Genomic DNA, 24,093 nt, shown 5'->3' with positions numbered 1-24,093 from the left:
CAGACGCCGCGCGGCGTGCTGCCGCTCAAGTTCTTCTTCTCGTCCGGGCTCGCCACCAGCGATGGCGACGATGTCTCCGCGCGCGGTATCAAGGACCAGATCGAGAAGCTGGTGTCGGGTGAAGACACCAAGAATCCGCTCACCGATCAGGCGATCGTCGAGATTCTCCAGCAGACCGGCGTGCAGATTGCGCGTCGTACGGTCGCCAAGTACCGTGACCAGCTCGGCGTCCTTCCCGCCCGCATGCGGAAGCGCGTCTGACCCGCGCGCACACGAATCGCGACCTCCTCACTCTCTGAATGGCCGTCTCCGCCCGTCCGCTTCGGCGTACTTCCCGTTCGGCGTCTACCGCTGTCGTAGACGTCAGTGTTCTCGTGCCTGCCAAGGATGAGGCCGGGAACCTCGCGCTCTTTCTCGAGCTGTGCGAGGCCACGTTTCGCGGTGAGTCGGCCCGCTATGAAGTGGTGGTGGTCGACGACGGGTCGACCGACGGTAGCTGGGCGCTACTCCAAGAGCTCCGCGTGCAGTATGCCTTCCTGAAACCCGTGCGCCATCGCGCGCAGCGCGGGATCGCCGAAGCGCTGCGTACCGGGTACCTGCAGTCGCACGGGCGCGTGCTGGTCTTCTATCCCGCCGACCTCCAATTCAAGCCTGAGGATATTCCGCGGCTGGTGAATCCGATCCTGGCCGGCGAATCGGACATGGTCACGGGATACAAGCAGGGGAAGTACGAGAAGGCGTTCGTGTCGGGTATTTACAACAAGCTGAGTCGCACGCTCTTCCACGTGCCGGTGCGCGATCTGAACAATGTGAAGGCGTATCGCCGAGAGATCATGGCGGCGCTGCCTATGCGCCCCGATTTCCATCGCTACATGATCGTCATGGCGGCGGCGCAGGGCTTTACGGTCACGGAAGTGCCGGTGCCGCTCTATGCGCGCCATTCCGGTAAATCGAAATTCGGCTTCTCGCGCATTCCCATCGGTGTGCTCGACATGCTCGCCGTCTGGTTCGAGCTCAAGTTCGGTCAGAAGCCGTTGCTCGCCTTCGGCATGCTCGGCGTCGCTCTGTTCGCCATCGGCGTGCTGTCCGGACTGGGGGCGCTCGTGTGGCTCGCAATCACGGGACAGGGGCAGCGTTGGGTCTGGACGGTCATCCAGACGTGCCTCATGCTGGGCTCGATCTTCTTCGCCACCGGTTTGCTCGGCGAGCAGATCGCGCAGCAGCGCTCCGAAGTGCGCGAGTTGCGACGCGAGCTCGACGAACTGGCCAGCGCGCAGCAGGGCGAGGATGCCGACGACGTCACGCCCGGCGTGACAGCCGGCGTCGATCGCGACCGCCGCTGACGGTCGGCGCTCCGGTGCCTCGCGCTGCGCGCGTACTGTTTGTCACGCACAATGTGCCGCGCTTCGATGGAGACGCGGCCGGCTCGTTTGTGTTGCGACTCGCGGTGGCGCTGCAGTCGGCAGGTGTCACGGTCGAGATTATTGCACCTGCCGCCGCTGGCCTCGCCCACGAGGCAAGGCTGGAAGGCGTCCGCATCCAACGGGTGCGCTATGCAAGCGAGGCGCGCATGACGCTCGCGTATGCTGGCAACATGGCCGAACAGGTCATGTCATCGTGGGGCGGCAAGTTGGCGCTGCTGGGCATGCTGCGCGCGATGCGTCGCGCGGTTCGCACGCAGATCGACGCGGCGGCACGTGCCGGCACCCCGTTCGACATCGTGCATGCACACTGGTGGTTTCCCTCGGCCGTCGCACTCTGGCGCGTACGTCGTGCGGGCGATCCACCGCTGGTCATCACCATGCACGGATCCGACGTCCGACTCGCGCAGCGCATCGCGTCCGCGCACCCCGTAATGCGCGCCGTGCTCGGCGAGGCCGCCCTGTGCACGGCCGTCTCCGGATGGCTGGCAGAGACCGCGCTCCGTATCGCACCCAACGCATCGATTGCCGTCTCACCGATGCCGGTCGATGCGCGGCACTTCATCCCTCCCGCCGACCCATCGGCCGCGCGGAGCGGAATCCTGTTCGTGGGCCGACTGAACGCGCAGAAGGGGCTCGCGGACCTGCTGGAGGCGATGGTGTCGCCGGCTATGCGTGCCCACGACGCACAGCGCGACGGACCGCTGACGTCGCTCGATGTCGCCGGCGACGGGCCGGATGGCGACGCGTTGAAAGCGCGCGCCACCGCGCTCGGTCTCGCAGAGCGCGTGCGCTGGTACGGCGCGCTCCCACAACCCGCACTGGTCCCGTTGTATCAGGGCGCGCGCGTATTGGCGATACCATCGCGCGAAGAAGGGCTCGGATTAGTTGCGGTCGAGGCGCAGTTGTGCGGTACGCCAGTGGTAGCGTACGCTGACGGTGGCCTGATCGACGTCGTCCGCCCGGACCACGGTGGGACGTTGGTCACGGTTGGTGATACGCGTGCCTTGGGCGAAGCGCTTGCCCGTCTGCTCGCCGACGAGGCCACAGCGCGTGAACTGGGAATGACCGCACGGCATGAGATGCTGGCGCGTTTTTCGCCGGAAGCGGTGGCCGATCGATATCTCACGCACTACCGACAGGCCGCGCGATGACCAGTCGCGCCACGTGGCGCGAGCGCGGCGTCCTGCGTCATCCCGCGCTCAAGTTCCTGTTGCTGCTGCTCACCGGCGTGTTCATCGCGTGGGCGCTGCACGACCAGTGGACCCTGATGCGCGCGTCGGCGCGCGAGGTGAAGGTGGAGTGGCGCTGGATCGCCGCGGCCACTGTGAGCGTGCTGGCGGTCTATGCCATGCTGATTCAGAGCTGGCGGCTGCTGTTGCGCGGATGGGGCAGTGAACTCGCCTACCTGCCGGCGCTGCGTATCTGGACCATCGCGAATCTCGGTCGATGGCTTCCCGGCAAGGTGTGGTCGGTCGGTGCCCTGAGTGTACTGGCTGCGCGCGAAGGCGTGTCGGGGGCCGCCGCCGCTGGTGCGGCGGTGCTGGGCACGTTGCTCAACATCGGTGCCGGGTTCGGCGTCGTCGTGATCACCGGAGCGGAAGGACTCGACACGGTGTATCCCGGTTTCCGAACCGGTGCGTTGATCGCCACCGCGCTGTTCGTGGCCGGCGTGCTGGCGTTACCACTGATCCTGCCCCCCGTACTTCGTTGGTTCGCCGTGAAGCGCGGCGTACCGATGGCCGACAAACAGTTGACACCCACGACGCTCTGGCTTGCGACCGCGATGAACGCCGCTTCCTGGCTGGGGTATGGTGTTGCGTTCGCGTTGTTTTCGCGTGGCGTGACACCGCAGATCAGTAGCGATCCGGCGCTGTTCATTGCAACTTTCGCCGCGTCCTACCTCATCGGGTACCTCGTCATCTTCTCGCCCGGTGGACTGGGATTCCGCGAAGCGGCGCTGGCCGTTTTTCTCGTCGGCGTCGGCGCGGCAGGGCAGGGTGAAGCCGTGATACTCGGCGTCACGTCGCGCGTGTGGCTGACCGTGCTCGAGGTGCTGCCGGGACTCGTCAGCCTGCTCTTCCTCCCCGCGTCCCAGCGCGCGGCGCTGCGGGGCGCGAAGTGAACCGTTCCGCTTGGAACGTGCTCACCGCTCACCTTTCCCGTCTTCTCAATGGCTCGCGCTGACGCGACGAATATGCCACCCCCGTCACCTCGCTTCCCCTTGGCCTGGGCGGCAGTCGTCTGCTTTCTGGCGACGATGCTGCTGGCATGGCCGGCGCTCGGTGGCGCGTTTCTCGTGAACCCGAATTCGGATCAGTACATCGCGGGTTATTCCTTTCGCGAGTTCGCCGCGCGCGCCCTCCGCGACGGTCAGGGATTCCCGCAGTGGAATCCCTACCAGTTCGGCGGCATGCCGTACGTCGCGGCTATGCACGGAGACATCTTCTACCCGACGTTCCTGCTTCGCTTGCTGCTCCCCACCGACATCGCCATGACGTGGGGATTCGTGCTGCACACGTTCCTGGCCGGCGTCTTCACGGTCGGCTTCCTGCGCGCGGCCGGCGTTCGGGTCCAGAGTGCGATCGTGGGCGGCGTCGCGTATCTGCTTAGCGGGGCCGTCGCCTCGTACGCGTCGCCTGGGCACGACGGCAAGTTGTTCGTCAGCGCGCTGCTTCCGGCCGCACTCTGGGCCCTCGTGCGTGGTATGCGCGACGGACGGCGCGGTGCCTGGGGATTGCTGGCGTTGATCGTCGGACTGGCCGTGTTGTCGCCGCACCCACAGCTCCTGCAGTACATGCTGCTCACATGCGGTGCGTTCGCGCTGTTCCTCGCGCTCCGGCCGTGGAGTCTGGCCCCGGAATCGGCAGCCCCGGCCCGCGAAGCGACCTCGTCTCGTCCACTCCGTCGACTGGCATTGGCACTCGGTGCCGTGGTGCTCGGCGCGCTGATGGGAGCCATTCAGTATCTCCCGGTACAGGAGTACGTGCCGTGGTCCCCACGCGCCGGCGGCAAGGGATACGACTACGCCACCAGTTTTTCGTTTCCGCTCGAGGAAACGATCAACATGTATCTCCCCCAGTTCTCGGGGATTCTGGAGCACTACTGGGGCCGTAACGGCATCCACTTTCACAGCGAATACATCGGCGCCACGGTCTTGGTCCTCGCGCTCTTCGCGTTCGGCGGTGGGCTCGTGAATCGGCATCGCTCGCACGCCTGGTTCTGGCTTGGCACGCTGATCGTGTCGTTGCTGTGGGCTTGGGGCGGCAACACCCCGTTCTACCAACTCGTCTACGCGGTCGTTCCCGGCTCGAAGTTCTTCCGAGCCCCCAGTACGATGCTCTACGTGAGTGCCTTTGCCTGCTCGGTGCTCGCCGCGTTCGGCGCGGAGCGGGTGCTCGCAGGGAAGGGGACCATCCGATACGCGATCGCCTGGGGTAGCTTTGCGCTCCTGGTCGCAATCCTCGCCACGTCGGGAGCGTGCACCAACATCGCCATGTCGATCCTCGGCGATGCGCGCGGCGATCTGATCGAGGCCAACGCGCCGAACGTGGTTGCCGGCGCGTGGCGATCGGCCGTCGCCGTCCTGGCGCTGGTCGGGCTCATGCTCGCGGTCGCTCGCGGCGCGCTCAAAGGGCCTGTTGCCGGGTGGTTCCTTGCCTTCGTTGTGGTACTCGACCTTTGGAGTGTGGAAAGGAACTACTGGACGTTCTCGGCCCGCGCCGATCAACTCTACGCCGAAGACGACATCATCCGATTCCTCAAGTCGCAGCCGGAACCGGCCCGTGTCATTGCCATTCCCCTTGGCGACAACATGGCGCCCCACGATCCGTTCGTGCTCGGCGACGCCCTCATGCACCACGGGATCCGTGGTGTATTAGGCTACCACGGCAACGAACTCGGCCGTTATCAGGAACTCTACGGCAAGAGTGAGGGCTTCCAGCAGATTGCGAATCCGAACTTCTGGTCGCTCACCAACGCGCGGTTCTTCTACACGAACACACCCGGCCTGCCATTTCAGGGCGCAAAGTTGGCCGCGGGTCCGGTGCGAAACGCAGCCGGTACCATGACGTATTTGTACGAGTTACCCGGTGACCACCCCGCGGCGTGGGTGGCACCAATGATCGTGAAGCTCGACGACGCGACAACCAAAGCGACGATACTCAACCCGTTGTTCGACGTGAAGCGTGTCGCGATCTTTGATACGACCTCGACCATTCAAGCGAGGCCGGTGAACTCACCGCTTCCTGAGCCAGTCCCATTCGGCGTGGAAGTGACGAAGTACCACGCGGGGGCGATCGACATCACCCTCGGAGGACCGGCACCCGCAGGGAGTGCCTTGATCGTTTCGGAAAATTTCTACCCGGGTTGGACGGCGGTGGTAGATGGCAAACCCGCCACGATCGCCCGTGCCGACTATACACTTATCGGCGTCGAACTGCCCATGGGCGCGAAATCCGTGCAGCTCCGCTTCGATAGCGCACCATATCACACGGGGAAGTTGTTGACTTTGCTGGCACTTGGCGCGGCGTTGCTCTGGTGGATTATCGGGTTCGCGCTCGACCGGAAGGCTCGATTCACCGCCGACGTACTCAAGGCCTGAGGCGAACGACATGACGCGAATTCCGACTCCGGCTCGTGGCTCCCTCGCGTTGGGCGAACGTGGCCTCGTAATCGTCCCGACCTACAACGAGAGCGATAACGTCACTCGCATCGTGCCGTTGATCCTGGCCCAGGACCGGCGCCTCGACGTGTTGGTGGTCGATGATAACTCTCCGGACGGGACCGGCCAACTTGCCGATGAGCTGGCCGCTGCCGATCCGCGCGTTCATGTGCTCCATCGCCCAGGAAAGGAGGGACTCGGCCGTGCGTATCTGGCGGGGTTCAAGTGGGCGCTCGAGCGCGACTACGCCTTTATCTTTGAGATGGACGCCGACTTCTCGCACGATCCTGGGCACCTGCCGGAGTTTCTGGCCGCGATCCGCGACACCGACATGGTGCTCGGCTCCCGCTACCGCGACGGCAAGGTTACGGTCGTCAACTGGCCGATGACGCGGCTCATGTTGTCGTACGGCGCCAATATCTATGCGCGTGCGGTGACGGGACTTCATCTGGGTGACGCGACCGGCGGCTTCAAGTGCTTTCGCCGCGAAGTGCTGATGGCGATTCCGCTCGATGAGGTGCGCTCCAACGGATACGCTTTCCAGATCGAGATGAGCTTCCGCGCATGGAAGCGTGGATTCCGCATTGCTGAGATACCGATCGTTTTCCATGATCGCACGGAAGGCGAGTCAAAGATGTCGAAGCGGATCGTGCGGGAGGCCATCTGGATGGTGTGGCGGCTTCGCTGGTGGGCGATCACGGGGAACGCGTGACGTCGCCGTGCGCGGCACTGCGGGGAATCCCGTTCGTGAAGATGACGGGATCGGGCAACGATTTCGTGTTCTTCGACGCTCGAGACGTACGGCCTGATCGTGTGACTTCACCTGAGATCATCAGGGCTATATGCAACAGGTACAACGGTATAGGAGCAGATGGCATAGTCGTACTGGAGGCTGCGGTTCTGGCGGCGGATGTGCGGATCCATTACTTCAACAGCGACGGAACGCCGGCCGATCTGTGCGGGAATGCCACGCTGTGCTCGACGGCTCTGTCGGTGATGCTTGGACTTGCCAGAGACTCGGAGATGACGCTCACTACGCCGGCCGGGCTTATTGCCAGCCGGGTAATTAATGGGGAGCCTGAGATCGACTTGCAGCCAGTCACGATGATCCGCACGGGAATGCCGATCGACATGGTCGCAGGGGAGCAGCGGATGGGGTTCTCGGTGGCCGGAATACCGCACTTGGTGATCCTGTGTGATGATGCCGACCAAGTGGACGTAGAAGGTCGAGGGCCGCTACTTCGGCGGCATGAGGCCTCCGGGCCGGCTGGGGCGAATGTGAACTGGGTGTCGCCGATGCCGGGCGGCCATTGGCGCTATCGCACGTTTGAGCGCGGCGTGGAGGGTGAGACCTTGGCCTGTGGCACTGGAGCGATAGCAACGGCCGTGCTGCTGACGGCGTGGGGGATCGCCACGGCATCGTCGGTCACGATTCGGACGAGTTCCGGGCGCGATCTCGAGGTACGACTGACGCCGACGGAGACGGGATACGCGCCCACGCTTCGTGGCGAAGGCCGCGTGGTATTTCGCGGCGTGATCGAGTCCATCCAAGGCGCCGCCGCGTGACGTAGTGGTGAGCTGGCGGACGCCGAGGATTCATGCGGAAGACATCACGCAATCCATGTGGGAAGGTGGACAGATTTACATTTCGTGAGCTTCGGCTAACCGTCGGCATAGAAAGGTACGGTTTAAAATCATACGGGACAGCGAGTTATCGCGCGCGTGCACAACTCGACGGAGAAATCCCCAAATGTTTTCCCACAGTTATCCACCAACGTAGGTTTACATAACATGTATTATGCGCATGTACGAGGACCATATGTCCTACAGAGTGCCGCTATTCAGACGTGTTCAAGACCCGTTACTGTCGACTTTGTAGATTCCTCAAACCAGACAAACGAATCGGCGGTCCGGATCAACTCCGGACCGCCGCCATCAACCAGCTCACAAATTTGTTCGATACGGAGTAACCCGGAGCGCGCCGTCTACTTCTTCCCGGCGCCAGCCAGTTCGCCTAGGCGGACGTTGGCCTCCTGGGCCACCGGACTATCAGACTTGGCCAACTCTTCCCAGATCTTCTTCGCTTCCGCGCTCTTGCCGGCGGCCATCAGGCTGCGCGCTTCGAACGCCTTGTAGTTGTTCTTGTCGTTCTCGAACTTCGCGGCCGTCGACGCCTTGGCGTAGTGCGCGGCCGCGTCGGCCAGCTTCCCCTGAAGTTCGTAACCCACCGCAATCATCGACTCCATCGACGCCTTGAAATCCGCACTGGCGCCACCCACCGCCTTCTCGAGCGCGGCGATACCTTCGGCGTACTTCTTCTGTTCGTAGAGCGCCTGAGACAGAAGCAACGCCGCCTGCTGGCCGGATGCCGTACCGGAATAGCCCTTGGCCACCTTCTCGAGCGTCTTCGCCGCCTCCGCGAAGTTGCCCTGAGCCATTGGGGCCTGCGCGGCGTACAGCGCCGTCGATGCCTTGGAGTTCTGGCCCGACGAGTAGCTGCGGTAGCCGAAGATCGCCAGCGCGGCGACGGCTAAGCCGCCAACGGCCATGCCGATCGGGCGGCTGTTCGACTGGAACCAATCGCCGAGTTTCTCCATCGGATCGTCGGAGAGGCTCGAGGAAGACGACGCGGAACGGGACGACTGGGCCATGCGGAAGTCCAGCGATGAGGGGCAAAGATGGGCGCGCCCTGCACTCGGTTGCACGAACAAGACGTGCGGCAACGACGCGGACGGGGATAGCCATAAAACATAGTGACGAACGTCCCCGGAGTGTATGGGGGCGTTCGTCCTGGAAGGAAAAATGTCCCCGGCAGGGATCGAACCTGCGGCCTGAAGTTTAGGAAACTTCCGCTCTATCCAACTGAGCTACGAGGACGAACACCGAGCAATGGATCTGTGCAAAGCCCACTCGATCGAAGGCTCCTGCTCGGCATTTGAACATAAACCCGGCGGCCAACGACTCAAGACCTCGAAGTCGTGCCGTGTCGGCTCGAGCCGTCGATTTTCGACCGCCGACGGCGCGCTGTGGAGCTTTGGTTTGACAAATCCGACTCGTAGCGGGAGCCTATCCAGTATCAGTAGCGTCCCAACGTTTTCCAGAGGAGCACGAGTTGGACGGGCTCGGACTCATAGTTCTGGATCGCGAGGTGGCGGCCTAAGTCGTTGATGGATAAGCGCAGGTGCGACGAGGGTCAAACTCGAGTTCTGTAGGATTTCGTACAGCTATTCGGCTCATGGTGCAACCGCTTCTTCGCGGTGATCATAAAAACATGGGTGCCGATGGCGATCCAGATATGCGTCTTCACCGCGTTCTCGCTGGTCCCCAAGAACTGCGTGATGCGCAGATGCGGCGTGATCCACGTGAAGCACAACTCCTCCTGTGAAAACGTCGGGACACGCCTTATGCTGTGGCCGTGCTCCGCGGGCCTTCGCGATCTTCGCGGACTTCGCGCGAACCGCAGTGCGTTCGGCTGTCTCGGAGTGATCGGAGAGCCGGCTGGTTCGCGCGAAGCTCGCGGAGCACCTGAAGAAACGCGAAGAATAGCAGCAGGGATTCATACGGGATTTACGTCGGCAGACGAGAGCGCGCCGAACCACCACTCCTGTTGTTGCAATGCGTCCGTACATGACGATCCCGCGCACTACCGCGCAAAAGACCGAAATTCAGCGCGTCGCTGTTCAAATCGAGACCAGACGAAACGACCCCGTTCACCAAGCAAATCCACAACTACATCGTTGAAAACGGTATCATCGGTCGAGCAGTGCGGTTGCAAGGTGCGCCGCGCCAGTGGTGGAGATCTTTAGCGGTCACCACGTGAATCGCTTGACGAGCACGGCGACCGCGACGACATCCGTGAGATAGAAATGCAAGCTGATAAATTCAAAGGGAGCCCATCGGGTAAATGTCTGACCCGTGCACGAGTCTCCGCTTCATCGATCAAGTACTTCGCCGTCGCGGTAGCCGTCATGTGCGCGGTCAGTAGCGTGCTTCACGCACAGACTGAGACTTCAGTGACCGAGCTACGAATTCACATCCTGGACGAAAGCAATCAACCGGTACGGAGTGCCGAAGTCATACTTCGTGCACAAAAACGGGTGGAGCGTTCCGTTCGCTCAGACTCGACGGGTCGCGCGGCATTTGACGGAATCGAACCCGGGCTGTGGTCCATGACGGTGCGTCGTTTGGGGCTGAGTCCCGTGTCCGTGGACATTCGAATCGGAACCGGGTGGAACGAGTACACGGTGGTCACGAAGACTGCTGCCATGTCACTCGTCGGAGTTCGGATAGTCGGCGGGAAGGAAGTTTCCAGGCGACTCGACGGCTTCGAGCGACGGAGATCTGCGGGCTCGGCGAGCGGAGTGGTCACTCGAGAGCAGATCGACAAGTTGGGTCCCATCGTGCTATCGCGAATGTTGCGCGGAATCAATGGCGTTCGGGTTGCAGATTCGTCTGGTGCCACGGTCGCCATTTCAACGCGCGGCGATAAACCGACTCGCAACGCACGGGGGCCTGGCTTGACGATGGTGCCGTGCGTGATGCGCGTCGCCGTGGACGGAATTCTCATGCCGGCGCAGTTCAACATCGATCAGATCGTGCCCCGAGATGTGCATGGCATCGAAGTCTTCAGCGGCCCCGCTCGAACGCCGCCTGAACTCGGCGGCGGATTGCGCACAGACGACTGGTGTGGACTGATCGCGATCTGGACGAGAGATCGCTGATTCGCAACACCGGCGCGTCGAAAGCTGTCGCGAGAATTCGTGCACAGGATCGGCGGCGTAGGGCCAATGCCGCACGCCGCTCGAGGCTGCCCGCGCCTCTATGCTTGGAACGTCACGACAGCGTGCACGTCGCGTCCCGCCAACCGCACGCGGCCATGCAGAAACCCCAGCTCGACCAGCACGGACGCGCCCACGACGTTCCCCCCGAGCCGCTCGATCAGCCGACAGGTCGCCGCCGCCGTGCCGCCGGTGGCGAGCACATCGTCGATGACAAGCACGCGAGCGCCTGCCCCGACCGCGTCGGTGTGCATCTCGAGCACGTCGCTCCGGTACTCCAGGTCATACGACTCGCGATCAGTATACCATGGTAGCTTGCCCGGTTTGCGCGCTGGCGCGAATGGCACCCCGAGCTGCAAGGCCATCGGCATACCGAAGAGGAAGCCACGACTTTCAACCCCGACAATATGGGTCACGCCAGCGCCAAGATACGGGGCCACCATCGCCGTGATCAGATCGCGCATCAGCGCCGGATCGGCGAGAACCGGCGTGATGTCCTTGAAGAGAATACCCGGCGATGGGAAGTCCGGGACATCGCGGAGCGTGGCCGTCAATCGTTCGATAAGCGTGGCAGTCATGCGCGCCAAGTTATCGCCCGACTCCGCTCAGCGCTCGATCATGAACGTCGGTGGCAAATCCACGGCATCGAAACTCGTGAGTTCCCGTCGGACCACGCTCGTCACGGTCGAGTGGCGCGGACCTAGGTGCAGCTCACGTTCCAAGGCGTCCAATGAGGACGCCTCACCGGCAGCCACCAGAACCACCGCGCCATCAGGCTCGTTTCGGACCCACCCAGCGAGCTCGAGCGTACGAGCCTGTTCGCGTACGTACCAGCGGAAGCCAACCCCCTGCACTTCCCCTTCTACACGATAGCGGCGAACCGCCAGCGCCATCAGCGACGAACGCCAAGGAGTGCGGCCAGCGCCGCCGCCAGCGCGGCGGCATCGCCGAGGCGCGGCTCGTAGCCCACCAGCGAGATCTCGCCGTCACGCACACGGCGGGCGAGAAGCTCCAAGGCCCGCGCGGCAGCCTCCGCGTTGTCATTCCCCGCACGACGGGCCCGATCGGCCCACGGTTCGATCGCACTGATCGACGCCGGGGTCGGCACACGACTGGGCGCGGAAGCGTGCCCTCTCTGCCGCGGCATGATGTCGATCATGTCGTCGTCGCTCCATGCCGGGAGCGTCTCCGGTGCCGGAGCCGCGTCGAACAGCCGTGCCGCTTCACCCGCGTCACTGGCAATGCCTTCGTGGTCGCGCAGTTCGCCCGCCAGTGCCCGCAGCTGCTCCGCCGCTTCGTCGAGCGCCCACGCATCCGACGGCGTCGGGGCCTCCGGGGCATCGTCGCTCGTGGGCCATGCCCTGCCCACGGCGTCGTCAACGAGGGCCTCCGAGGGAGGCGGCGTGTACGACGCGGGAGAGAGTATCGCGGACGGCTCCGCTACCGCCTGCATTGGCAGGGCTGGCGTCGATGAAAGGAAGGATTCGATCCACGGCAGTGACGGCGCCTCCGATGCCAACGTCTCTGCCGGTTCGACGAACGATACGGCAGAGAGTTCCCCGGTGTCATCGATGATGGCCGGCATATCGAACGCCGGCGTCACGAAGTGATCCTGCGCCTGTGATCCGAGCGGTGTGAAGTACGCCGGCGTCGGATACGACGGTGGCATCTCGGCCACCGGCATCTCGGTCACCCGCATCACGGTCGAGGCGATCGGCGCGACGAAGAGCGGCGTCACCGGGCGATCAACGGTGGGTTTTCCACGCCATGGCTCTGGCACGTAGGGGCCGACCTTTGCTGGACCCGCGTGCAATCCACGGTCGACCAACCCGCTCCCTGACTGCGGAAACGCATAGGGAGCGGCCGTCGAGCGCTCGTTCGCGCCCTGAGATGGAGTAGAGGCAGGTGTGGACATAGCGTGGTCAGGCCGTGAGTGCCGAAGATGCGCTGAAGAGCAGTCGCGCGCAAACGTGCGCACCCGCTAGGTCCGTCAGGCCGGCCAACCACCGGCCCCAATCAAGGGGACGAAGCGGACCGGAACGATGTCACGACCTTCCAGGATTCCGTTCCGCTTCACGAACAGGGTGAGCATCTGTTCGTCCCTATCACCGATCGGAATCAGCATCCGTCCACCTTCGGCCAACTGCTCGTCCAACGCCGGGGGCACGTGCGGCGCACCAGCGCTGACCACGATGCCGTCGTATGGACCATACTCACGCCAGCCCAATGTGCCGTCACCGAGCAGGATGGAGACGTTTCGTACGTTGGCCTGTGCCAGAATTGGGCGTGTTTTATCGAGCAGGGCGGGAAAACGCTCGATCGAAAACACCTGAGCCGCAAGTTCCGACAAGAGCGCCGTCTGATAGCCGGAACCCGTGCCGATCTCGAGCACCTTCTCCTTGCCGGTGAGCATGAGCTGCTCGAGCGCGCGGGCGTGCACGTAGGGCTGCGAGATTGTCTGCCCGCTGCCGATCGGCAAGGCTGAATCTTCGTAGGCGCGGTGGCGCACCGTGGGCGGTACGAACAGATGCCGGGGCACCTGATCGATCGCCCGCAGCACGGCGAGATCGCGAATCCCCTTGTCCTGGAGCGCCTCGACGAGCCGTCGACGCGCCCCACGGAACTCCGGCTCTACAGAGGACGCCACCAATCCGTCGCCGTATCGAGCACATCGCGGTGCGTGAGATCAAGATGCAACGGCGTCACCGAGATATACCCGTCGTGCACGGCGCGGAAATCCGAGTCGTCCGGACCACTCCACTCCACACTTCCGCCGCCGATCCACAGGATCTCGCGACCCCAGGGATCCTTCATCTTCGTGATCGAATCGCTGAACACACGACGACCGAGGCGCGTGAGGCGCACACCCTTGATCTGATCGCCAGCCACGTTCGGCAAGTTGACGTTCAGCAGTGTTTCGCGCGGAAACGACGTGAGCGACATCAAGTGCTTTAGCAGATCGCGCAGCACCTCCACCTGCGTCTCGAGCAGCGCATCGGCGCGCAGCAAACTGCCGGCGAACGAGACCGCAATGGATGGAATGCCGAGGGCGAGTCCTTCCATCGCCGCTGCCACCGTGCCGCTGTACAGCACATCTTCGCCCATGTTCGGGCCGTGATTGATTCCGCTGATCACGTATTCGGGGCGCTCGTCGAGTAACGCCTCGCAGGCAAGCATGACGCAATCGGTGGGCGTGCCGTCCACCTGCCAACGACGCTCACCGAGACGCACCGGGCGTAATGGATGATGCAACGTGAGCGAATGACTGGTCGCGCTCTGTTCACGGTCGGGTGCCACGACACTGAGCTCGCCGAGCGGGAGGCAGGCCTGCTCGAGCACGCCCAACCCCTTGGCGAGAATGCCGTCGTCGTTACTAAGGAGAATGCGCATGGGATTGGTTGAAAGACGAAAAGCGAACAGTATATACGCAGCACACGCCGCGGGTCGCGCTATCGGGAACGCGGTGCCGGACGGTCTTCGAGAATTGCCAGCAACTCCGCCAGATCTCGCTCGATGCTCTCGAGCGCCTCCACTTCGAGCGCCGCTCGCGCGGCCGGTCGCAGCACGCCGCCCTTGCGGTGCTCATCGAGCTTCTGCCGCGCGCCGTCGATCGTGTACTTCTCGGTGTACAGCAGATGTTTCACGAGCAGAATCAGCTCTACTTCGCGGCGCGCGTACACGCGGTTGCCGCTGCGATTCTTGGCGGGGTTGAGCAGCTTGAACTGGCTCTCCCAATAGCGCAAGACGTGCGGTTTCAAATCGGTGAGTGCACAGACCTCGCCGATGGAATAGAACTCCTGGATCGGTTCGCTGCGGGGCGCGCCCACTTCAGTCGCGCTCCGCGCGCAGTTCGCGCGCCATCAACTCGGCGATCGCTTCCCGCGGAGACTGTCCTTCGAACAGGATTCGATACGTTGCGTCGATGATCGGCATCTCGACCCCGGAACGATCGGCCAGCGCCTTCGCGCTCTGCGCGTTCAGCACGCCTTCGGCAACACTGTCCTTGCCAGCCAGCGCCTCGTCGAGCGACTGCCCCTGCCCAATCGCGACGCCGAGCGCGCGATTGCGCGAGAGCGCGCCCGTGCACGTCAGCACGAGATCGCCGAGTCCCGCGAGCCCGGCAAACGTCTCGGCACGCGCGCCGCGCGAGACGCCAAGGCGCGTCATCTCCGCCAAACCGCGGGTCATCAGTGCCGCTCGCGGATTGTACCCGAGTCCGAGTCCGTCGAGGATACCCGTGGCCACCGCCATCACGTTCTTGATCGCGCCGCCGAGTTCCACACCTACCACGTCATCACTGGTATAAACACGAAACGACGCCGCACTCATCGCGCCCTGCACCATCTTCGCCGCGTCATGCGACGCGCTGGCGGCAACGACTGCGGTGGGTTGCCCTTGGGCGACTTCGACCGCGAAGCTTGGCCCACTGATGGCAACCACGTCGTGTCCGAGCGCTTCCTGTGCGACGACATCGGTCATCAACGCCAGCGTCTCGCGCTCGATGCCTTTGGTGGCCACCGAGAGCACCGCACCCGGTGCGATCGCTCCGGCGCAGGACGTGACGACGGCCCGCAGCACGTGCGACGGCGCAGCGTACACGACGAGGCCGGCGCCGTGCAGCGCGACACCGATGTCGCTGCTGGCGGCGAGCCCCGGTGCGAGTGCGACACTCGGCAGGAACCGTGGGTTCTCGTGACGGCTGTTGACCGCGTGAACCACGTCTTCTTCACGCGCCCAGAGCGTCACGCGATGGCCGTTCCGCACCAGACGATCGGCGATCGCCGTTCCCCAGGCACCACCGCCAATCACCGCGCAGCCGAGCGTACGATCCGTCACGCGCGCGATCCCGAGGACGGTGCCGGCGAGGTCCGCCCCACGCGACGTTCTTCACCGCGGCGCAGACGGCCGATATTTTCGCGGTGCGTCCAGAACACAAACGCTCCAACCGCTGCGCCGACGATCACCAGTGGCGTGATCGCGCGCTGCTGCAGCAGCAACGCCACGGGTAATATCACGGCGCCGACCAGCGATCCGAGCGACACGTAGCGGGTCATCGCCACCACGATCACAAAACCGACGATCGCACAGAGCGCCGGAAGCGGAGCCAGCGCGATGAACACGCCGCTGGACGTGGCGACGCCCTTGCCTCCGCCCTTACCCATCAAGAACACCGGGCGCACATGGCCGAGAATCGCGACGAGGCCAAAGACCACTCCCCACGGCCACCCGGTTGCCGCGCCGATAACGGAGGGAAGCACCAACACGGGCAGCGCCCCCTTGGAGCCGTCCGCGAGATAGACGAGCAGCCCCCACTTCCACCCCAGTGTCCGAAACACATTCGTCGCACCGAGGTTGCCGGATCCCACCGTCCGCAGATCGACACCGTTGGCCGTTCCCACGAGATACGCCGTGGGAAACGAGCCAATCACGTACGCAGCAAGCAGCGCCGCGGCCTGGGCGATCATGGGACTCACGACTCGCGCTTGCTCCGCATGATGATACGCATCGGCGATCCGGTGAATCCCCACTTCTCACGCAGCTGGTTGTGAATGAAGCGGATGTAGTTCTCGGGGATCAAGTCCGGGTGATTGCCGAAGAACGCGAACGTGGGAGGAGAGGTCTCCACCTGCGTGGCGTAATTCAGCTTCACTTCGCGACCCGCCGCCTGTGGCGGCTGCAATCTGGCAATGATCTCCTGCAGCGCGTCATTCACTTGCGAGGTGGAAATGCGGCGCGTGCGCTGTGCCTGCACTTCGAGCGCCATGTCGAGCACCTTGTTCACCCGTTGGCCGGTGAGCGCCGACGTGAACAGGAAGGGCACGAAGCCAAGGTATGGCACCTTCTCCACGGCGTCCTTCTTGAACTTGGCCGAGCTTTTGTCCGTCTTGTCCGTGTACAGGTCCCACTTGTTGATCACCATGATCAGTCCGCGACCGGCTTCCCACGCCAGCGTAGCGATCTTGAGATCCTGGTTCTGCAACCCCTCCGTCGCGTCGATCATCAGGATGCACACATCCGACGAATCGATGGCACGACGGGTGCGCAACGCCGAGTAGAACTCGATACCGTCATCGATTTTCGACTGACGCCGCAAGCCGGCCGTATCGACGAAGATGATCTCTTGATCGTGATAGCGCATGGGGGCGTCGATCGAATCGCGAGTGGTGCCCGATTCGTCGTTCACCACCAGACGCTCCTCACCAAGCAGCTTGTTCACGAACGACGACTTGCCCACGTTCGGACGGCCGATCACGGCAAAGCGCACCGCTTCGGACGGGACCTCATCCGTTTCCGGAATGGCCGCGACGACGGCGTCGAGCAGGTCTCCAGAGCCCTTGCCGTTGGCGGCGGACACCGGGTACACGTCGGTCACGCCAAGACGATAGAAATCGTAGAAGTCGGAGCTGTTCGGATCGTCGACCTTATTGGCGACCAGAACCCACGGCTTCTTCGCATGACGCAGGATGTCGACGAGGCGCGCGTCGCTGGGGTGCACGCCGACCTTGGCATCCACCACGAGCATAAGGAGATCCGCTTCGTCGATCGCCTGCATGACCTGATTGCGGATGGCGACGTCCATCGGCTCGTTCGAATCTTCAACGAGTCCGCCGGTGTCGACCAGCCAGAAATGATGGCCGGCCCAATCGGCTTGGCCGAAATGACGGTCGCGGGTCGTGCCCGCTTCCTCGCTGACGATCGCGGAGGAGTCGCCGACGATACGATTGAACAGATGGGACTTCCCGACATTGGGACGTCCGACGATGGCTATGACTGGAAGACTCATGCGGCTGGTTGGAACGCCGCGTCACCTGTCGGGACCAGCGCGTCTATGAAATCGTACGAAGGAAACACGGGCATCGGCAGCGATTCTCGCACCGCCACGAACGACTCTTCGTCGAGGAAGAGTCCATCGTCGTTGATGCACTCGGCGGGAATGAGCGCGAGATCGAGATCGTGCCGATCCGCAAGCGCCTTGCGAATATCGGCGCCCACGAGCAGTCCCGCGGTGGTCGTGGTCGGACCGAACAACGAGTTCTCCATCGTGATGAGCGAGAACTCGGCGCCGGTGGCTTCACGCAGCAGGTCGAGCAACTCGGGCATCAGCGGCGTCATGGAAACGCCCGTCACAATTCCGATCTTCTTCCCGTCGAGACGGGGGAGCTGCGACAGTCCGTCGCGCACGCGGGCGCGCAGCGACGTCACCGCACCGACGCCATTCTCGATCTGCGAGAAGTCGCCATAATGCTCCACGTTAGGGAGCGGTTCGTCGGACAACAAATACAGCTCGTCGGAGCCGAACACCCACCGATCACCACGCTCGGCGAGGCCGCGCTCGGCCCACCGATGCACCGTGTCGAGTAACAGGCGCGCGTTGACCGCGTCCATCGACTTGCCATTGTACAAGTGTGAGAACTGGGTCACCCCAACAGGAACGAGCGCCACGGACATCACGGCGTCGCCGAGGTTCCAGAGGTCGGTGAGCGATTGCTCGAGCACTTCGCCGTCATTCAGGCCGGGGACGATGACCATCTGCCCGTGAAACTGAATACCGCCCTCGGCCAGCCGCGTAAGCTGGTCAACGATGTTCGGGACGCGCGGGTTGTTGAGGAGGATCTTTCGCGCTTCCCACGGCGTCGCGTGTACCGAAACGTAGAGCGGCGAGAGTCGGTACTCGAGGATGCGCGCGATGTCCCTCTCTTTCACATTCGACAACGTGGCGAAGTTGCCATACGCAAAAGACAGCCGGTAATCGTCGTCGCGGATGTAGAGTCCCTTCCGGAGGCCCTTGGGCAGCCCCTCGATGAAGCAGAACTCGCACCGGTTGGCGCAGCGTCGAATCGTGGGCGGCGCAAGCTCCACGCCCATCGGTTCGCCGCCCTCACGTTCAATGTCGTACTCGACTTCCGAACCATCCGGTAGTCGCGCGGACACGATGAACGCATCGTCGGCCGTCAGGAACTCCCAATCGAGGAAGTCTTCCAACGGCCGTTCGTTGACGGCGAGGAGTTCAGTGCCAGGAACGATGCCGATCTCATCGGCAATGCTCCCTGGCTGCACACGTGTGACGCGAACCATGACCTGGGACGAAAACGGGGGGCGAGGCCCAAAGGCCTTCCCCCGGATGACAAGGGGCGGCAACCGTAGCGCTGCCGCCTACCTCATAAAATATACGAACTGTGAGGTCCGAAGTCAATTTAGAACATGGACTTACTTGAGGGGCGCATAGCGATACGCGACGGCCTTCGGCGCATCGAGCTTCACCGAGAACGTCGTGTTTCCGCCCGCATCAACCGGCCCAATCGCCACGTCCTTCGTCGCGACCACCGCGCCGGCGACATCAAGAAGTTCGAGCTTCATGGTCCAGGATGCCGCCGTGCTGCCTTCGTTATTCACGGTGCCCTGGACGGCGTAGGCGCTCCCCGACTTCTGGGCTAGCGTAATGTCGACGCGGGGATTCATCTTGGCCTGCTTGTCGAGATAAAACAGCACCGAGTCGTTGGCCAACTTCTTCTTCGCCGCGTCCGTTGTCGCACGCGCACGGAGCTGCCAGAGCCCGGCCGTAAGGCGGTAGGCCCGATCAAAGTTGGGGTCGACCTCCACCAAACGCGTCACCACCGGTGCCATGTGCTCGGTGTCCTTCAGGGTGAACAGCACGTTGGCGTAGTTCAGCAGCGCCACCCGGTGGTACGGATTCTTCTTGAGTCCGTCCTCGAACAGTTTCGACGCATCGGCGTCGTGGGCCGTGGCGGCGGCGTTCGATGCCGCTTCGAACAGCTGGTCGGCCGTGAACTTGTCCGGAGCGATGAGCATGTCGGCGAAGATCGCCGTAACCGCCGCGGTGTCGCCGGACAGGCGAACGGCCCGACCTAGCGCCTGCGCGGCGTTCGCGTCGCCCGGCGTGTCCTTCAGGTATGCCTCCAGCAACGCGCGAGCAGCCTTGATCTCAGCGTCCTTCTTGTCGCCGACGGCCGCGGCTTCGGCAAGGGTCAACTTGGTGACCGCCAGATTGTAGCGGCTCTGTTGCTTGACTCTCGTGTACAGGGTGTCCGAGCCGGAGAGCGCAATCACCTTCTCCATGGCGATCATCGCACTGTCGACCTTGTTCTGCTTCTGATAGAGCGTAGACAGCACATTCCACGGACGCGGATCGGAAGCCGCCACCTGCAGCGAGAGGTTCGCGAAGTACGCCGCCGAGTCGTTCTGCTCCGCGCCCATGGCAGCGATCGCCTTGTTCAGGATCTCACCGAAGAACTTGGCACGATACGGACGCACCTTTTCCGTACATTGCGGCAACATCGACTCCACGGCCGTCGCCGCCGAGTCGAGGGCGAGCAGCAGATTTTGCGAGCCGGTCGGATTCTGGGTGAAGCCGACGCTGCCCCGCTTCATCAGGTAGCCCGCGTTCTCGCGCTCGAGCCACTGCGCATACGTGCGCAGGAGCAGAAACTGGCGACCGGCTTCGTTCTTGATTTTCGACGGGTCGTCGGTGAGTACACGAATCGCGTTCTGCAGGTGCTTGGGCACTTCATCCGCGCGCCGCGAATTCGCGGCGGCAAGAATGTACTGCTTCGCGCCGTTTACCTGAAAGGGGCTGCTGTCGTTGATCTCGCACGCAGCCTGCGCGGCCGACACCATCGGCATCGTCGCGCCGAGAACTGTCGCACTCACAACCGCTGTCCAGATCCGAGCCTTCATCACTGCTCTCCTCGTAAATGACATGATAGCTTCTGCGTTTTTGTACCCCGATGGAGACACAGGGTCACCCGTCACCCGAACGCGCGCTCCTACCGGCGCGGTTCGCGCAGCCGTGAACTGAAGAGCCGGGCGAGTATTGGGCGACCACCGCGGCTACGCGCGGTACGACGCGCCGCTGCCGGTGTTGAACACCACAACCTCGGCGTCGGCCGCGAGTGTGCCCGCCGTCACTGCATCGTACAGCACAGAGAGGGCGCAGCCACCCTCTGGTGCCGCATCGATACCCGTCGCCATCGCCAAGCGAAGCGTCCACTCGCGAATTGCCTCTTCGGTCGCCGTGCCGGCGATACCGTGCGTTTCGCGCAGCACGCGCAGGAGGAGCCGATCGCCCAGTGGCGACGGTACCCGGAGTCCGCTGGCGTACGTCACGGGATCGACCCACGGCGTGGCGCGCTCCTCGTTGGCGGCGAAGGCGCGCGCAATCGGCGCGCACCCGGCAGCTTGCGCCACCACGTATCGGGGCTGCTGCGCTCCCGTAGGCAGCCATCCGCCCGCCAGCAGTTCGTTGATGGCCTTCCAGATGCCGATCGTCCCCTCCCCCCCACCCGTCGGATAAACCAGCGCGTCGGGCACTCGCCAGCCGAGCTGTTCGGCCATTTCGAAACCCATTGTCTTCATGCCTTCCACGCGGTACGGCTCGCGCAGCGTCGAGACATTGAAATACCCTGACTCCGCCGCGTACGCGATCGCCAGCTTACCGGCATCGCCGATATGTCCCTCGATACGCACGAGCGTTGCGCCAAATGCCTCGATCGTGTCGAGAATGGGACGTGGCGTGGTGCGCGGCGCAAATACCCGCACGGGCATGCCGGCGGCGGCACCGTAAGCGGCAAGGGCGGCACCGGCGTTGCCCGCCGTCGGCACCACGAGGCCGGGATACCCTTGCGCCTTCGCACGGGTGACGGCGGCGCTCATACCACGCGCCTTGAACGATACGGTCGGATTCTGCGACTCGTCTTTGATCCAGAGACGGCGAACGCCTGTCGCCGCGGCCAGCGCCGGCGACTCAGTCAGGGGAGTCAGCCCCTCGCCCAGCGACACCGGGAGCTCTCCGATCTCCAGCGGCATGAATGGCGCGTAGCGCCACGCATCCCAGCGATCGAGGAGTGGTGTTCCCTTCGGCACGGGGGCGTACTGCGCGAAAAGGGGTTGCCCGCACGCGGCACACACGGAGGCGCGATCGCGCGCCGCTGCCGTGTCGCACGCGGAACAGCGCAGAGTCCAGGAGGCAGAAGTCATTCAGGAGTCGAGTCGAGTGGAACGTCAGAAGTCAGATCGATGGGAATATCCGGCGGAGTGGCACGAGATGGAACGCCCAGCGCCGTGAGCAGCCGTTCCGCCGAGGCCGGGCCGAAGCCCGATACCGCAGCAATCTGCTCGACCGTCGCCTCACGAACGCCCTGCACGCTGCCGAATGTCGTGAGCAAGGCCCGCCGTTTGCTGGGGCCGACGCCGGGAATCTTCAGCAACTCCGATGTGATCGTACGCGCCGCGCGCTTCTGTCGCTGAAACGTGACGGCAAACCGATGGGCTTCATCGCGCGCCTGCTGCAGCATACGAAGTGCCGGCGAACGGCGTGGCAGTCGCACGGGATCGCTGCGGCCGGGAAGGAAAATCTCTTCGTCGCGCTTGGCGAGGCTGATCAATCCGATCGACGTGATCCCCAAGGCATCGAGCGCGGCGCGTGCGGCACCGAGCTGTCCTTTTCCACCATCGATCACGGCGAGATCGGGAAGCGTCAGCTGCTCGGCCACGCGACGCGTGAAGTAGCGCGTGACGACTTCGTGCATCGATTTGAAATCATCGTTGCCTTCAAAAATCGCGATTTTGAACTTGCGATACTCGGCGCGCTTCGGCCGTCCATTCTCGAACCACACCGCGCTCGCCACGACGTCGGTACCTTGCGCGTGCGAGATGTCAAAGCAAATCAGTGAACGCGGCAAGCGCGGCAGGCCCAGTTCCCGCTGCAACTCGTACACCGGGTCGGCGGCACGCTCATCGGCTTCCAGCGCCGCCAGCTTGAACTCTTCGAGTAAGTGCTGCGCGTTCTTGTCGGCGAGATCCACCAGCGCCCGCCGTGGCCCGCGTTGCGGCACACGGATCTTCGTACTCTCGAGCGACGCTTCCAGCGACTCGCGATCGTCGAAGTCGAACGGCACCAGCAGGTCGCCGGCGCGCGCTTCGGCGGTGCGATACCACTGGGCCAGACAGGCGCCGAGCACCGCGCCGTCCTCCTCGTCTTCCGCATGCTCCACCAAGCGGTGGTCGCGCGCCAGCAACTTGCCGCCCCGGATGCGCATGATGACGACACAGGCGTCTGCCCCATCGCGAGCGTACCCGACCACATCGCGGTCACCACCCTCGACTTCGAGCACGACGGTCGGCTCTTCCATCTTCTCGAGATGGCGCAACGCGTCGCGTAGTTCGCCCGCGCGCTCGAAATCGAGGCGCTCGGAGGCGTCGAGCATCCGTTCGCGCACGTGGCGCACGACGTCGCTCGTTCTTCCATCGAGAAACCACACCACTTCGTCGATCATCGCGCGATAGTCGTCCGTGGTCTGATATCCCACGCACGGTGCCTGACAGCGCTTGATGAAATAATCGAGGCACGGTCGTTCTGGCGCTTCCTTCGGCAGATTGTAGTGGCAGGACCGCACGGTGAAGATCCGTTTCACGACGTTCATCGCCCGTCGCATTCCACCCACGTCGGTGTACGGCCCGAAGTACCGCGCGCCGTCATCCTGCAGTCGGCGGGTCACGATCACGCGCGGCAGCGGCTCCTGAACCGTGACCTTGATGTAGGGATACGACTTGTCGTCGCGCAGCGCGATGTTGAAGCGCGGATGATACTCTTTGATCAGCGTCGCTTCGAGAATCAACGCATGCGATTCGCTCGGCACTACGATCGTGTCGAGCTCGCGCACCTTCCGCATCAACCCGCGCGTCTTCGGACTGCTCAGGTGATCTTGCGCCCAGTAGCTCTTCACGCGGGAGCGCAGGCGCTTCGCCTTGCCGACATACAGCACCGTGCCTTCGCCATCCTTCCAGAGATAGACGCCAGGTGATTCCGGGAGGTGCGGTAGCTTCTGCGCGACACTGGCCGGCATGCCCCGCGCGATCGCGGCGCTCGTCCAATCATCCTCCGGCACCAGCAGGGCGTCGCTGAGCCGCTGATCGTGGTCCGCGCTCATGAACCCACCCTGCGCACCGGTCGGCGGAGCCAGCGTGCGGCTTCAGCCGAACCCATAGCCCACGCCACCAGGAGATACGTTGCACCGAAGGCGCCGAGCACGGGAATACCGGCAAGTCGCGGATGCATGGTGGGAAACCAGCGATACTGCACGTATCGCAAGAGCGTACCCACTAAGGCGGCGACCAATGCAGCCAGCGCGATGCGGCGCGTACCACGCCACATCGTCGCGGTGTACAACGCACCGAGCCGACGCTGCAGTCCGCGCGCAAGTATCGCCAGGTT

22 protein-coding genes, 1 tRNA gene and 2 pseudogenes are annotated in these 24,093 nt (G+C 63.7%); 8 read left to right on the top strand and 17 right to left on the bottom strand.

Features of this window, described 5'->3' with window-relative positions:
• From ACESNG_RS20330 to dapF, 7 genes and pseudogenes are all read left to right on the top strand, one after another.
• A pseudogene (locus ACESNG_RS20330) lies at positions 1–261 on the top strand (RNA polymerase sigma-54 factor); the annotation flags it as partial.
• Between the two features lie 113 nt (positions 262–374).
• Complete coding sequence (locus tag ACESNG_RS20325) at positions 375–1,343, top strand: glycosyltransferase family 2 protein (protein ID WP_373070585.1); 969 nt, start codon at positions 375–377, stop codon at positions 1,341–1,343.
• A gap of 14 nt (positions 1,344–1,357) precedes the next feature.
• Positions 1,358–2,575, top strand: coding sequence for a glycosyltransferase (locus ACESNG_RS20320; protein WP_373058122.1), 1,218 nt, complete (start codon positions 1,358–1,360; stop codon positions 2,573–2,575).
• Entirely contained in the window at positions 2,572–3,546 is a 975-nt protein-coding gene (locus ACESNG_RS20315) for a lysylphosphatidylglycerol synthase domain-containing protein (protein ID WP_373058120.1), read from the top strand. Before ACESNG_RS20320 ends, ACESNG_RS20315 begins: the two co-directional genes overlap by 4 nt.
• Before the next feature lie 48 nt (positions 3,547–3,594).
• Entirely contained in the window at positions 3,595–6,024 is a 2,430-nt protein-coding gene (locus ACESNG_RS20310; RefSeq protein ID WP_373070583.1) for a hypothetical protein, read from the top strand.
• Between the two features lie 10 nt (positions 6,025–6,034).
• A complete protein-coding gene (locus ACESNG_RS20305) occupies positions 6,035–6,796 on the top strand; it encodes a polyprenol monophosphomannose synthase (RefSeq protein ID WP_373058116.1) in 762 nt (253 codons plus the stop codon).
• Complete coding sequence (gene dapF / locus ACESNG_RS20300; RefSeq protein ID WP_373070581.1) at positions 6,757–7,650, top strand: diaminopimelate epimerase; 894 nt, start codon at positions 6,757–6,759, stop codon at positions 7,648–7,650. The genes ACESNG_RS20305 and dapF overlap by 40 nt, the downstream gene beginning before the upstream one ends.
• Before the next feature lie 419 nt (positions 7,651–8,069).
• Here dapF and ACESNG_RS20295 read toward each other — a convergent pair whose 3' ends face one another.
• The 3 genes and pseudogenes from ACESNG_RS20295 to ACESNG_RS20285 form a co-directional block, all read right to left on the bottom strand.
• Positions 8,070–8,735 carry a tetratricopeptide repeat protein gene (locus ACESNG_RS20295; RefSeq protein ID WP_373058114.1) on the bottom strand — a complete coding sequence of 222 codons (666 nt, stop codon included), beginning with the start codon at positions 8,733–8,735 and terminating at the stop codon, positions 8,070–8,072.
• Between the two features lie 152 nt (positions 8,736–8,887).
• Positions 8,888–8,961 (bottom strand) — tRNA-Arg (locus ACESNG_RS20290).
• Between the two features lie 364 nt (positions 8,962–9,325).
• Positions 9,326–9,466, bottom strand: a pseudogene (locus tag ACESNG_RS20285) (IS4 family transposase); the annotation flags it as partial.
• 484 nt (positions 9,467–9,950) lie between these two features.
• Here ACESNG_RS20285 and ACESNG_RS20280 point away from each other — a divergent pair.
• On the top strand, positions 9,951–10,805 hold the full coding sequence (locus ACESNG_RS20280; protein WP_373058112.1) for a carboxypeptidase regulatory-like domain-containing protein: 855 nt from the start codon (positions 9,951–9,953) through the stop codon (positions 10,803–10,805).
• Between the two features lie 98 nt (positions 10,806–10,903).
• Here ACESNG_RS20280 and ACESNG_RS20275 read toward each other — a convergent pair whose 3' ends face one another.
• The 14 genes from ACESNG_RS20275 to ACESNG_RS20210 all read right to left on the bottom strand — a co-directional run.
• Positions 10,904–11,440, bottom strand: a complete 537-nt coding sequence (locus ACESNG_RS20275) for an adenine phosphoribosyltransferase (protein ID WP_373070579.1) — start codon at positions 11,438–11,440, stop codon at positions 10,904–10,906.
• Between the two features lie 27 nt (positions 11,441–11,467).
• On the bottom strand, positions 11,468–11,755 hold the full coding sequence (locus ACESNG_RS20270) for an acylphosphatase (RefSeq protein WP_373058108.1): 288 nt from the start codon (positions 11,753–11,755) through the stop codon (positions 11,468–11,470).
• Positions 11,755–12,600 carry a hypothetical protein gene (locus ACESNG_RS20265; protein WP_373058106.1) on the bottom strand — a complete coding sequence of 282 codons (846 nt, stop codon included), beginning with the start codon at positions 12,598–12,600 and terminating at the stop codon, positions 11,755–11,757. Before ACESNG_RS20265 ends, ACESNG_RS20270 begins: the two co-directional genes overlap by 1 nt.
• Positions 12,601–12,852: 252 nt before the next feature.
• Positions 12,853–13,509 (bottom strand): protein-L-isoaspartate(D-aspartate) O-methyltransferase, encoded by a 657-nt coding sequence (locus ACESNG_RS20260; protein WP_373058104.1) that lies wholly within the window; start codon positions 13,507–13,509, stop codon positions 12,853–12,855.
• Positions 13,494–14,252, bottom strand: coding sequence for a 5'/3'-nucleotidase SurE (surE, locus tag ACESNG_RS20255; protein ID WP_373058102.1), 759 nt, complete (start codon positions 14,250–14,252; stop codon positions 13,494–13,496). The genes ACESNG_RS20260 and surE overlap by 16 nt, the downstream gene beginning before the upstream one ends.
• A 59-nt stretch (positions 14,253–14,311) precedes the next feature.
• Positions 14,312–14,689, bottom strand: coding sequence for a MerR family transcriptional regulator (locus ACESNG_RS20250; RefSeq protein WP_373058100.1), 378 nt, complete (start codon positions 14,687–14,689; stop codon positions 14,312–14,314).
• Between the two features lies 1 nt (position 14,690).
• On the bottom strand, positions 14,691–15,698 hold the full coding sequence (locus ACESNG_RS20245; protein WP_373058098.1) for an NAD(P)H-dependent glycerol-3-phosphate dehydrogenase: 1,008 nt from the start codon (positions 15,696–15,698) through the stop codon (positions 14,691–14,693).
• Positions 15,695–16,327 carry a glycerol-3-phosphate 1-O-acyltransferase PlsY gene (gene plsY / locus ACESNG_RS20240; protein WP_373058096.1) on the bottom strand — a complete coding sequence of 211 codons (633 nt, stop codon included), beginning with the start codon at positions 16,325–16,327 and terminating at the stop codon, positions 15,695–15,697. Before plsY ends, ACESNG_RS20245 begins: the two co-directional genes overlap by 4 nt.
• Before the next feature lie 5 nt (positions 16,328–16,332).
• Entirely contained in the window at positions 16,333–17,646 is a 1,314-nt protein-coding gene (gene der, locus ACESNG_RS20235; protein WP_373058094.1) for a ribosome biogenesis GTPase Der, read from the bottom strand.
• A complete protein-coding gene (locus tag ACESNG_RS20230; protein WP_373070577.1) occupies positions 17,643–18,938 on the bottom strand; it encodes a DUF512 domain-containing protein in 1,296 nt (431 codons plus the stop codon). Before ACESNG_RS20230 ends, der begins: the two co-directional genes overlap by 4 nt.
• A gap of 132 nt (positions 18,939–19,070) precedes the next feature.
• Positions 19,071–20,558, bottom strand: a complete 1,488-nt coding sequence (locus ACESNG_RS20225) for a tetratricopeptide repeat protein (RefSeq protein ID WP_373070575.1) — start codon at positions 20,556–20,558, stop codon at positions 19,071–19,073.
• Positions 20,559–20,711: 153 nt separating this feature from the next.
• Positions 20,712–21,857, bottom strand: a complete 1,146-nt coding sequence (locus ACESNG_RS20220; protein ID WP_373058088.1) for a threonine synthase — start codon at positions 21,855–21,857, stop codon at positions 20,712–20,714.
• Complete coding sequence (uvrC, locus tag ACESNG_RS20215; RefSeq protein ID WP_373058086.1) at positions 21,854–23,809, bottom strand: excinuclease ABC subunit UvrC; 1,956 nt, start codon at positions 23,807–23,809, stop codon at positions 21,854–21,856. Before uvrC ends, ACESNG_RS20220 begins: the two co-directional genes overlap by 4 nt.
• Positions 23,806–24,093 (bottom strand): hypothetical protein (locus tag ACESNG_RS20210; RefSeq protein WP_373070573.1); only part of this gene is annotated, 288 nt, incomplete at its 5' end. The genes uvrC and ACESNG_RS20210, both read right to left, overlap by 4 nt.

This window comes from Gemmatimonas sp. (genome assembly GCF_041689975.1).
Taxonomy (GTDB): domain Bacteria; phylum Gemmatimonadota; class Gemmatimonadetes; order Gemmatimonadales; family Gemmatimonadaceae; genus Gemmatimonas.
The sequence above is the reverse complement of the archived record's forward strand: the minus strand, read 5'-3'. Positions and strand labels throughout refer to the sequence as shown.

Bases quoted from the DNA above. Each gene is read 5' to 3' on its own strand.
- ACESNG_RS20315 (WP_373058120.1), top strand. From the start codon at position 2,572: ATGACCAGTCGCGCCACGTGGCGCGAGCGCGGCGTCCTGCGTCATCCC.
- ACESNG_RS20310 (WP_373070583.1), top strand. From the start codon at position 3,595: ATGGCTCGCGCTGACGCGACGAATATGCCACCCCCGTCACCTCGCTTC.
- ACESNG_RS20305 (WP_373058116.1), top strand. From the start codon at position 6,035: ATGACGCGAATTCCGACTCCGGCTCGTGGCTCCCTCGCGTTGGGCGAA.
- ACESNG_RS20295 (WP_373058114.1), bottom strand. From the start codon at position 8,735: ATGGCCCAGTCGTCCCGTTCCGCGTCGTCTTCCTCGAGCCTCTCCGAC.
- ACESNG_RS20280 (WP_373058112.1), top strand. From the start codon at position 9,951: ATGCAAGCTGATAAATTCAAAGGGAGCCCATCGGGTAAATGTCTGACC.
- ACESNG_RS20275 (WP_373070579.1), bottom strand. From the start codon at position 11,440: ATGACTGCCACGCTTATCGAACGATTGACGGCCACGCTCCGCGATGTC.
- ACESNG_RS20270 (WP_373058108.1), bottom strand. From the start codon at position 11,755: ATGGCGCTGGCGGTTCGCCGCTATCGTGTAGAAGGGGAAGTGCAGGGG.
- surE (WP_373058102.1), bottom strand. From the start codon at position 14,252: ATGCGCATTCTCCTTAGTAACGACGACGGCATTCTCGCCAAGGGGTTG.
- plsY (WP_373058096.1), bottom strand. From the start codon at position 16,327: ATGATCGCCCAGGCCGCGGCGCTGCTTGCTGCGTACGTGATTGGCTCG.
- der (WP_373058094.1), bottom strand. From the start codon at position 17,646: ATGAGTCTTCCAGTCATAGCCATCGTCGGACGTCCCAATGTCGGGAAG.
- ACESNG_RS20230 (WP_373070577.1), bottom strand. From the start codon at position 18,938: ATGGTTCGCGTCACACGTGTGCAGCCAGGGAGCATTGCCGATGAGATC.
- ACESNG_RS20225 (WP_373070575.1), bottom strand. From the start codon at position 20,558: ATGAAGGCTCGGATCTGGACAGCGGTTGTGAGTGCGACAGTTCTCGGC.
- ACESNG_RS20220 (WP_373058088.1), bottom strand. From the start codon at position 21,857: ATGACTTCTGCCTCCTGGACTCTGCGCTGTTCCGCGTGCGACACGGCA.
- uvrC (WP_373058086.1), bottom strand. From the start codon at position 23,809: ATGAGCGCGGACCACGATCAGCGGCTCAGCGACGCCCTGCTGGTGCCG.